This window comes from Kluyvera georgiana ATCC 51603 (genome assembly GCF_001654985.1).
Taxonomy (GTDB): domain Bacteria; phylum Pseudomonadota; class Gammaproteobacteria; order Enterobacterales; family Enterobacteriaceae; genus Kluyvera; species Kluyvera georgiana.
The window spans coordinates 22,843-31,204 of record NZ_LXEU01000080.1 but is presented as its reverse complement, the minus strand read 5'-3'; the positions used below and the strand labels follow the sequence as shown (position 1 = coordinate 31,204).

Below are 8,362 nucleotides of genomic sequence, written 5' to 3'. Positions count from 1 at the left end.
GGCTGCGGCTGCCACCGGGGATTATGTGGTTCAGGTTGGCGCCGTCAGCGACCAGGCCCGCGCACAGCAGTATCAACAGCGTCTGAGCCAACAGTTCTCCGTACCGGGCCGCGTGACGCAAAACGGCGCGGTCTGGCGTATTCAGCTTGGTCCGTTCGCCAGTAAAGGCGAAGCCAGCACCTTACAGGGGCGTTTGCAGAACGAAGCACAGCTGCAATCGTTTATTACACACGCCAACTAAAGCACTCGGAGGTGTCCGAATCTTCGTATATGTAAAAGTCATTAACAAAGTCATATACGATGTCGGATGCCTGCCCGCGGGGCATTTGCTATAGTAAGGCACTTTTTTAACTCCATCACGGATGTCGTTGTTCTGACCATGAAGACCTCTTTTCTCGCTCGCTTACTCCTTCCGGCGCTCTCTGTCGCAGCACTGACCTCCGCTGCCCACGCCGATGACCTGAACATCAAAACTATGATTCCAGGCGTTCCACAGATTGACGCCGAATCCTACATTCTTATTGATTACAACTCTGGCAAGGTTCTGGCAGAGCAGAACGCTGACTCCCGACGCGATCCGGCTAGCCTCACCAAAATGATGACCAGCTACGTCATCGGCCAGGCAATGAAAGCGGGCAAATTTAAAGAGACCGATCTGGTCACCGTCGGCAACGATGCCTGGGCTACCGGTAATCCGGTCTTCAAGGGCTCCTCCCTGATGTTCCTCAAGCCTGGCATGCAGGTACCGGTATCACAGCTGATTCGCGGGATTAACCTGCAGTCTGGTAACGATGCCTGCGTGGCGATGGCCGACTATGTCGCGGGTAGCCAGGATGCTTTCGTTGGCCTGATGAACAGCTACGTAAACGCGCTTGGCCTGAAAAATACCCACTTCCAGACCGTACACGGTCTGGATGCCGATGGTCAGTACAGTTCTGCACGCGATATGGCGATGATTGGCCAGGCGCTGATCCGCGACGTGCCGAACGAATACACCATCTATAAAGAAAAAGAGTTTACCTTTAACGGTATTCGTCAGCTCAACCGTAACGGTCTGCTGTGGGACAACAGCCTGAACGTTGACGGAATCAAAACCGGCCACACCGACAAAGCAGGCTACAACCTGGTCGCTTCCGCGACCGAAGGCCAGATGCGTCTTGTCTCCGCCGTCATGGGCGGCCGTACCTTCAAAGGTCGTGAAACCGAGAGCAAGAAACTGCTGACGTGGGGCTTCCGCTTCTTCGAAACGGTTAACCCGATTAAAGCCGGTAAAGAGTTCGCCTCTGAACCTGCCTGGTTTGGTGACACCGACCGCGCCTCGTTAGGCGTGGACAAAGACGTGTACCTGACCATTCCACGTGGCCGCATGAAAGACCTGAAGGCAAGCTACGTGCTGACCACCAGCGAGCTGCACGCGCCGCTGCAGAAAAACCAGGTTGTGGGTACCATCAACTTCCAGCTGGACGGTAAAACTATCGATCAGCGTCCGCTGGTGGTACTGCAGGAAATTCCTGAAGGCAACTTCTTTGGCAAAATCATTGATTACATTAAATTAATGTTCCATCACTGGTTTGGTTAAAAATCACCCACTTGAAAGTGTGATTTCCATCCCCATATACTATGCATAGCTAAAATAACTCCCGCTAACCATGCGGGAGTTATTCTTTTTTAACACTGGAGCTGACATGAAAACCAAACTGAACGAACTGCTTGAATTCCCTACACCGTTTACTTACAAAGTAATGGGTCTGGCGAAACCTGAGCTGGTTGACCTGGTGGTTGAAGTGGTACAGCGCCATGCGCCAGGTGACTACTCTCCGCAGATAAAACCGAGCAGCAAAGGCAATTACCACTCGGTGTCCATTACTATCAATGCTACCCACATTGAGCAGGTAGAGACGCTGTACGAAGAGCTGGGCAATATTGAAATTGTCCGTATGGTGCTGTAATCGCATCTCCGTTACCCGGCACTGCCGGGTAACGCCTCCCCCCTCCTCCCTGTGATATACTCTGCGTCCATCATTTCCCCTCTGTGGAGACGCTGTTTTGGATTTTAATACCCTCCTCATTCGTCAACTGGGCCTACAGCCTTACGAACCCATTTCTCAGGCGATGCATGACTTTACCGATAATCGCGATGAATCCACTCTGGACGAGATCTGGCTGGTGGAGCATCAACCGGTATTCACGCAGGGTCAGGCGGGTAAAGCAGAACACGTCCTGGTTCCCGGCGATATTCCGGTCATCCAGAGCGACCGCGGCGGCCAGGTAACCTACCACGGGCCGGGCCAGCAGGTGATGTACGTTCTGCTGAACCTGAAGCGCCGCAAGCTGGGGGTACGCGAACTGGTGACGCTGTTGGAGCAAACCGTTGTTAATACATTAGCAGAGCTAGGCATTGAGGCACATCCGCGCGCCGATGCGCCGGGCGTGTACGTGGGTGAGAAAAAGATCTGCTCGCTGGGGCTCCGTATCCGTAAAGGCTGCTCTTTCCACGGGCTGGCGCTGAATATCGCGATGGACTTATCCCCTTTCCTGCGAATCAACCCTTGCGGTTATGCGGGCATGGAGATGGCACAGATCTCAGAATGGATGAGTGAGGCAAAGCCGGAAAATATATCCCCAATTCTTGTCAGTCATTTTTTAGCGTTGCTAAACAATCCTCCGCACGAATATATCTCTGCTTAATATATTATACATTTCGGCCCAATATTGTGTTGGGTCGTTGACTATCCCCATCGCAGGCCTTTTATAACACCGTCAAGTTTCTCTATTCTTTCAGCCGTTCATGTTCTGAAAATGAAGACTGGTTCTCATTTTTTTGCAAAATCATGACAACGATATACACTTAATGAAGCATTAGAATCATTAATGCATTGACCCATAAAGAAAATTTCCATTTCCATCTTGCGGTAGGATGGACTCACCAATCATAATAATAATGAAATCATCAACTATCATTCATGGAGTGAATGAATATGGAGTGAGCAGTGTGGATTATAACAATAAGCCTGAAAATAAAATAAATATGAATGTCGATAATGATACGCCACAAATCTTTCGCACCCTTCGTAATATAGACCTGAACTTATTGACCATATTTGAAGCAGTCTATGTGCATAAAGGCATTGTCAATGCGGCGAAAATTCTGAACCTCACGCCATCGGCCATTAGTCAATCAATCCAGAAACTTCGTCTCCTCTTTCCCGACCCCCTGTTCATTCGTAAAGGACAGGGCGTGACGCCAACAGCCTACGCGACCCACCTGCATGAATACATCAGCCAGGGGCTGGAGTCGATTCTGGGCGCACTGGACCTCGACGGCAGCTACGATAAGCAGCGGGTCATCACTATCGGTACGGCGGCATCCGTTGGCGCTATCGTAATGCCGGTTATCTATCAGGTAGTCAAAGAGACCTATCCGCAAGTGCTGCTGCGTAACGTTGCGGTGACCGACGCCAACACCCAGCTCAGCCAGTTCCAGACGGATTTGGTCATCGATAACCACGAACATAACAACCCGCGCACCTTGGGCCGTCATGCGCTATTTAGCGATAAACTGGTGCTGGTCTGTCGCAATGACCATCCGGCGCTTAACGAAGAGACCTCGGTTGATACGCTGATGCAGTATGAACACACGCTGCTCACGATGGATGGCGCGGGGCAAAACGATCAGTATAAACGCATTCGCGATATGCTCCCCGATCGTCAGGTCAGCGTAAGCAGTTACAACCTGTTCACCATCGCGTCACTGATAGCCTCAAGCAACCTGATTGGCATTATGCCGCAACGCTTCTACCATATCTTTAAGCAGTGCTGGCCGCTGTGCACCCTGGACTTTGCTCCCCTGCAGCAGGAACGGGTCGACTTTTCATTGCATTACAACAAACTCAGTCTGCGGGACCCGGTAATGCAAAACATTATCAACGTGATTCAGCAGGCATTCTGATTCTCCTGCCCGCCACTCCACCTTGCCGGCAAAAAAGCATTATTCAACAACTATTTTACAATTTGCCGGCCAGGCAGGCTGCTTTAAACCCCGTTTCAATGGTATACTGCGTGTCGTTAATTCAAAAATAGTTGATAAATACAACATTCCCTTGAATTGAAACGCTTTCCCTCGATACTCGGAACTGGAACACGTACGCTATGAGTAAACCCATTGTGATGGAACGCGGTGTTAAGTACCGCGACGCCGATAAAATGGCCCTTATCCCGGTTAAAAACGTGGCAACAGAGCGCGAAGCGCTGCTGCGAAAACCGGAATGGATGAAAATTAAACTTCCGGCAGACTCTTCCCGTATCCAGGGTATCAAAGCGGCCATGCGTAAAAATGGTCTGCACTCCGTATGTGAAGAAGCTTCCTGTCCGAACCTGGCGGAATGTTTCAACCACGGTACCGCGACCTTTATGATTCTCGGTGCTATCTGTACCCGTCGCTGCCCGTTCTGCGACGTGGCCCACGGTCGCCCGGTCGCGCCTGATGCCAATGAACCGCAGAAACTGGCGCAGACCATTGCTGATATGGCGCTGCGTTATGTCGTCATCACCTCGGTGGATCGCGACGATCTGCGCGACGGCGGTGCTCAACACTTCGCCGACTGTATTTCCGCCATTCGCGAGAAAAGCCCGAGCATTAAGATTGAAACGCTGGTGCCCGACTTCCGTGGCCGTATGGACCGCGCCTTAGAGATCCTGACCGAGACGCCGCCGGACGTGTTTAACCACAACCTGGAAAACGTGCCGCGTATTTATCGTCAGGTTCGTCCAGGTGCCGACTACAACTGGTCGCTGAAGCTGCTGGAGCGTTTTAAAGAAGCGCACCCGGACATTCCTACCAAATCCGGCCTGATGGTTGGCCTCGGTGAAACCAATGCTGAAATCATCGAGGTTATGCGCGATCTACGCCGCCACGGCGTCACTATGCTGACGCTGGGCCAATACCTGCAGCCAAGCCGTCACCACCTGCCGGTACAGCGCTACGTTAGCCCGGACGAGTTTGAAGAAATGAAAGCCGAAGCGCTGGCGATGGGCTTTACCCACGCCGCTTGCGGCCCGTTCGTGCGTTCGTCCTACCATGCGGACCTTCAGGCTAAGGGCCTTGAAGTGAAGTAAGGCCACCGCCTGACGCAAAAAAGCCGCTCTCTTCCGATAGCGGCTTTTTTAATGCCCATCAGTGAAATATATTGTTTCAATGAAATACATTCAGAAACCTGATTCGACAAAAAAGGCCTCAGCATCGTCATGCTGAAGCCCCTTCCGCAGGTCTTCTGGCCTGGGCATGGCACGCGCTGATCGGCACGCCATGTTAAACGCTGCCCTGCTTACTCTTTATGAGAGAGTTTTTCTGCCGGAGTCTCGTCTGCGCTTTTCTGCGCGGTGGTTTCATCATCATTCATGGCTTTCTTAAAGCCTTTGATCGCTGAACCCAGATCTCCACCCAGAGTCCGTAATTTTTTGGTACCAAACACCAGAATAATCAGTGCTGCCACTACCAGCAGTTTGGTAATACTAATCTCACCCATAGATACCTTCTTCTCAAAAACAGGCTGCAGAATGCGCCATATCACCGTAGTTTATTAACGGTCATCTGGCGCGTGCACACAATAGCAATCTGTAACAAGGTGAATCAAGCGTTGTTTAAAAAAACGTCACGTTAATTGCGGTAGCGCAAAACGTCGATTTTGCAGTACCGGAAGCTGCTGACGAATGCGAGTCAGATCGTCGCGCCGCAGGTCGGACATAATCAGCTGTGGCTCAATCGATGCGCCGGCCAGCGTAACGCCCAGCGGGTCAACTATCCGACTCTGGCCGATATTGCGCGTGCCGCACTCGCCGCTGGCAACAATATAACAGGTGGTATCCAACGCCCGCGCTGCCAGCAGCGTGGCCCAGTGGTGCTCTTTATGCGGCCCACGCACCCAGGCGGCAGGCAGTGCCAGAATCTCGGCCCCTTGAAGAGCAAGCGCCAACGCCATGTCCGGGAAACGCAGGTCATAGCAGGTCATTAACCCCACCTGAAAACCTGCCACCTCAATCAGCGGCGGCAACGCGTTCCCGGCATCCACTCTCTTCGACTCCTGTATCGCGAAAGCATCATACAGATGCAGCTTATGATAGTGGGCAATCACCTCACCGCCGCGCAGCGCCACCAGCGTGTTGCAGGCTCTCCCTTCCGTCGAGGGCGTGTGGATAGTCAATAGGGTCGTCAGCGTATCGCGAGAGCTTTGCGCTTTGAGATGCTGCATAAAACCGCCATCCAGCGGTTGCGCGGACTTCACCGACATATCAGGGTCGCTATCGCTGCGCGCCAGCAGGGCCTCTGGTAGCACCAATAAATCAGCGTGCTGTTCCGCCGCAGCCTGCATCAGCGATACAGCGGTTTGCGCATTCTCCCGCCACTCCGATGTGACGATAAACTGCCCCGCGGCAACTCGCATAGCCTCTCCTTAAGTTCTACCGATATATCAAGATGATGAATACTAATGAGTATATAGCCAGATTCGCCCGGCAGGGTTAAACTCGGATGATGTTTTGACAATGGCAGGAAATCCGCATGACGCAACTTTTGTTGGCCGTATTTATCGGTGGCGGCACCGGCAGCGTTGCCCGCTGGCTGCTCGGCCTTCGCTTTAATCCTTTGCACCATGCGCTGCCGATTGGAACACTGGTGGCGAACCTGCTTGGCGCATTTATTATCGGCGCGGGTCTGGCCTGGTTTAATCGGCTACCGCAAATTGACCCGGTATGGAAAGTGTTAATCACCACCGGCTTCTGCGGCGGATTGACCACCTTTTCCACCTTTTCGGCTGAAGTGGTATTCCTTTTACAGGCGGGAAAGGTCAGTTGGGCGCTGCTGAACGTCGCAGTGAACCTGTTTGGCTCTTTCGCCATGACGGCCCTGGCGTTCTGGCTGTTCAGCGCCAGCAGTCAGGGGTAGAAGAATGATAAAAAAAACCCGCATTTAAGCGGGTTTTGAATTCTGACTGCTATTTTTCGCTTACAGAGCGATGACGTTAGCAGCAGAAGGGCCTTTGGCACCGTTAGTGATTTCGAACTCTACGCGCTGACCTTCAGCCAGAGTTTTGAAACCGTTGGTCTGGATTGCAGAGAAGTGTACGAATACGTCTTTGCTGCCATCTTCCGGAGTAATGAAACCGAATCCTTTGGACTCATTAAACCACTTAACGTTACCTTTAATCTTAGACATCAAAATTACCTTTATATGAAAAAACGACACTAATCTGTGTCAGTTAACAGTACAACAATTGTCGTGCGTTTTGTCCAGTCCAAGTTCGTTAAAAAGTGATAAATGTCGCTAACTTTTATTTGCAGGTTGACATTATCCCGCCCCTGGTTCCTGACTCCGTAATCAGAACTGGAAACGCAGCCAGGCAAAGTAGACATTACCATTGTTATAAGTGCCTGGAATGTAGGTCATCTGGAACGTGGCCGGCCCATAGCCAATAGAGGCCAGCGGCAGCACCACCGGCAGCGGAATGTAGTTCCAGTTATCGCGGGCGGTTACCCCAACGGTATAGCCCAGCCCAAGACGGAAGTTATCATCTGCCAGCGGACGCCAGGTTTTCTCCCAGCCGTAACCGCCGATAGGCTCCCATTTATTAAAGGAGTCTTTAAAAGCCATCAGATAAATGCCGTGCCAGTTACCTTTATCATCCCAGCGCGATACGCCGAACCCCGCCCCCCAGGGACGCTCATTGTACTCGTCGGTTTTTTCTTTATCATAGGCAAAACGCGCATGCCAGGTGATAGCCGGCACGTACAGATCGTAGTGCTGTGGCTCATCCCACGTCTGCACAATGTTATTGCTCAACGTGTTATAGCCATCTTTGATCGTTTCCGTAAAAGAGGCCTCGACAGGATACGCTGCACCATACAGCCCCGCGAAAATCAGCGATAGCGAGAAAATTTTATTTAGTTTTAACACGATAGACTTGCCAATAAATTATCCATTAAGAATAGTCTAACAAGGATAAACTCAATAGCTGAGCAACGGTACCAATCGATAGTCGTTTTTTCACCGCCAAACAATAAATTAGAATATTCTTAGATACTCGTCAAATCAAAGCCATGCTTTTAATGCGAATAAATATCTTTTATAAGGTAAATTGTAAACATCTTTAGCGCACTTGGGAAAAACGGTCTATGCTTTTAATATTAACAAAATTAAAACTCGTATTATTCCACTAATATTCCTGATATTTTCTTACCAGATTATTTAAAGCCCAACGCAACGGAATTAATAACTTTAAATATTTCATCCTGAGTGATAAAAAGCATGCCCTTCAGCTCACTGGCGCAACCACCGTATCTTCCCCCATCCCTATGCCTCTACCTTGTT

General features: G+C 50.9%; 11 protein-coding genes. 7 read left to right on the top strand and 4 right to left on the bottom strand.

Annotation, left to right across the window (positions count from 1 at the left end):
* The 6 genes from M989_RS20055 to lipA all read left to right on the top strand — a co-directional run.
* Nucleotides 1-241 (top strand): SPOR domain-containing protein (locus tag M989_RS20055; protein WP_209438776.1); only part of this gene is annotated, 241 nt, incomplete at its 5' end.
* A 138-nt stretch (nucleotides 242-379) separates the two neighbouring features.
* Nucleotides 380-1,579: a D-alanyl-D-alanine carboxypeptidase DacA gene (dacA, locus tag M989_RS20050; RefSeq protein ID WP_064548234.1), complete on the top strand. Its 1,200-nt coding sequence runs from the start codon at nucleotides 380-382 to the stop codon at nucleotides 1,577-1,579.
* Nucleotides 1,580-1,685: 106 nt separating this feature from the next.
* Entirely contained in the window at nucleotides 1,686-1,949 is a 264-nt protein-coding gene (gene ybeD, locus M989_RS20045; RefSeq protein WP_035894333.1) for a DUF493 family protein YbeD, read from the top strand.
* Between the two features lie 97 nt (nucleotides 1,950-2,046).
* Nucleotides 2,047-2,688 carry a lipoyl(octanoyl) transferase LipB gene (gene lipB, locus M989_RS20040; protein ID WP_064548232.1) on the top strand — a complete coding sequence of 214 codons (642 nt, stop codon included), beginning with the start codon at nucleotides 2,047-2,049 and terminating at the stop codon, nucleotides 2,686-2,688.
* Between the two features lie 304 nt (nucleotides 2,689-2,992).
* Nucleotides 2,993-3,949: a YbeF family transcriptional regulator gene (locus M989_RS20035; RefSeq protein WP_064548230.1), complete on the top strand. Its 957-nt coding sequence runs from the start codon at nucleotides 2,993-2,995 to the stop codon at nucleotides 3,947-3,949.
* 200 nt (nucleotides 3,950-4,149) lie between these two features.
* A complete protein-coding gene (gene lipA / locus M989_RS20030) occupies nucleotides 4,150-5,115 on the top strand; it encodes a lipoyl synthase (RefSeq protein WP_064548228.1) in 966 nt (321 codons plus the stop codon).
* Between the two features lie 209 nt (nucleotides 5,116-5,324).
* Here the strand turns inward: lipA and tatE are convergent, their stop codons facing one another.
* Together tatE and M989_RS20020 are read right to left on the bottom strand one after the other, a co-directional pair.
* Nucleotides 5,325-5,525 carry a twin-arginine translocase subunit TatE gene (tatE, locus tag M989_RS20025; RefSeq protein ID WP_052284794.1) on the bottom strand — a complete coding sequence of 67 codons (201 nt, stop codon included), beginning with the start codon at nucleotides 5,523-5,525 and terminating at the stop codon, nucleotides 5,325-5,327.
* Nucleotides 5,526-5,651: 126 nt separating this feature from the next.
* Nucleotides 5,652-6,440 (bottom strand): deaminated glutathione amidase, encoded by a 789-nt coding sequence (locus tag M989_RS20020; RefSeq protein ID WP_064548226.1) that lies wholly within the window; start codon nucleotides 6,438-6,440, stop codon nucleotides 5,652-5,654.
* Between the two features lie 116 nt (nucleotides 6,441-6,556).
* On the opposite strand from M989_RS20020, the gene crcB reads away from it, so the two are divergent.
* Nucleotides 6,557-6,940: a fluoride efflux transporter CrcB gene (gene crcB / locus M989_RS20015; RefSeq protein WP_064548224.1), complete on the top strand. Its 384-nt coding sequence runs from the start codon at nucleotides 6,557-6,559 to the stop codon at nucleotides 6,938-6,940.
* 60 nt (nucleotides 6,941-7,000) lie between these two features.
* On the opposite strand, the gene cspE is transcribed toward crcB, so the two are convergent.
* Nucleotides 7,001-7,210, bottom strand: a complete 210-nt coding sequence (cspE, locus tag M989_RS20010; RefSeq protein WP_000034825.1) for a transcription antiterminator/RNA stability regulator CspE — start codon at nucleotides 7,208-7,210, stop codon at nucleotides 7,001-7,003.
* Nucleotides 7,211-7,372: 162 nt separating this feature from the next.
* Entirely contained in the window at nucleotides 7,373-7,948 is a 576-nt protein-coding gene (gene pagP / locus M989_RS20005; protein WP_064548222.1) for a lipid IV(A) palmitoyltransferase PagP, read from the bottom strand.
* Between the last annotated feature and the right edge of the window lie 414 nt (nucleotides 7,949-8,362).